1 protein-coding gene is annotated in these 1,062 nt (G+C 73.6%); it reads left to right on the top strand.

What is annotated here, in order from left to right:
* Positions 1–1,062 (top strand): BTAD domain-containing putative transcriptional regulator (locus GA0115259_RS38090; RefSeq protein ID WP_141716890.1); only part of this gene is annotated, 1,062 nt, incomplete at both ends.

Raw genomic sequence — 1,062 nt, 5'->3', positions numbered from 1 at the left:
CCCGGCGGCTACCGGCTGGCCGCCGTACGGGACGACATCGACCTGTACGTCTTCGAGCGGCTCGCGCGCGAGGGCGCCGAGCGGCTCGACGCGGGCGACCCGGAGACCGCCGCCCGCACCTTGCGTGACGCGCTCGCGCTCTGGCGAGGTCCGGCCCTCGCCGATCTGCCCGGCGGTGACGACGGCGTACGGGACCGTGGTGTACGAGGCCGTGGTGTACGAGACCACGGCGTACGAGACCATGGCGTACGAGGTCATGGCATACGGCCCGAGGCCCAGCGGCTGGCCGCGCTCAAGCAGCGCGTCGAGGCCGATCTGCGGCGCGGCGCCACGGGCCCGCTCGTACCGGAGCTGACGGAGCTGGTCGCGGCCCATCCGTACGACGAGCCCTTCCGCGCCCAGCTCATCCGGGCCCTGTCGGCGGAGGGCCGGCAGGCCGACGCGCTCGCCGCGTACGAGGACACCCGCCGCGTCCTCGCGGACGCACTCGGCGCCGATCCCGGGCCCGAACTGACCTCACTGCACGCGCGGTTGCTCGCGGGTACGGACGCGGCGCGCGTCTCTGCGGTCGAGCCTCACCGGCCCGGCGGGAATCTGCGTCCTCGGCTGACCTCCTTCGTCGGCCGCGAGTCCGAACTCCACGCGATCCGCGCCGATCTGAGCCGTTTCCGGCTGGTCACGCTCACCGGTCCCGGCGGCTCCGGCAAGACCCGGCTCGCCGAGGAGTCCGCGCCCAGGGACGCCTGGCTGGCCGAACTCGCGCCGCTGGAGGACCCGTCCGCCGTACCGGGAGCCGTACTGAGCGCGCTCGGACTGCGCGAGACCCAGCTCGTCACCTATGAGGGCCGGTCCGTACGGGACGATCCCACCGCGCGGCTCGTCGACCATCTCGCGGACCGCGACACGCTGTTGATCCTGGACAACTGCGAGCATGTGATCGGCGCTGCCGCCGCCCTGGCCGAGTCCCTGCTCACCCGCTGTCCCGGACTGCGCGTACTCGCCACCAGCCGTGAGCCGTTGGGTGTGCCGGGTGAGGTGGTGCGTCCGGTGGAGCCGTTGCCG

This window comes from Streptomyces sp. MnatMP-M17 (assembly GCF_900091995.1).
Classification (GTDB): domain Bacteria; phylum Actinomycetota; class Actinomycetes; order Streptomycetales; family Streptomycetaceae; genus Streptomyces.
The sequence above is the reverse complement of the archived record's forward strand: the minus strand, read 5'-3'. Positions and strand labels throughout refer to the sequence as shown.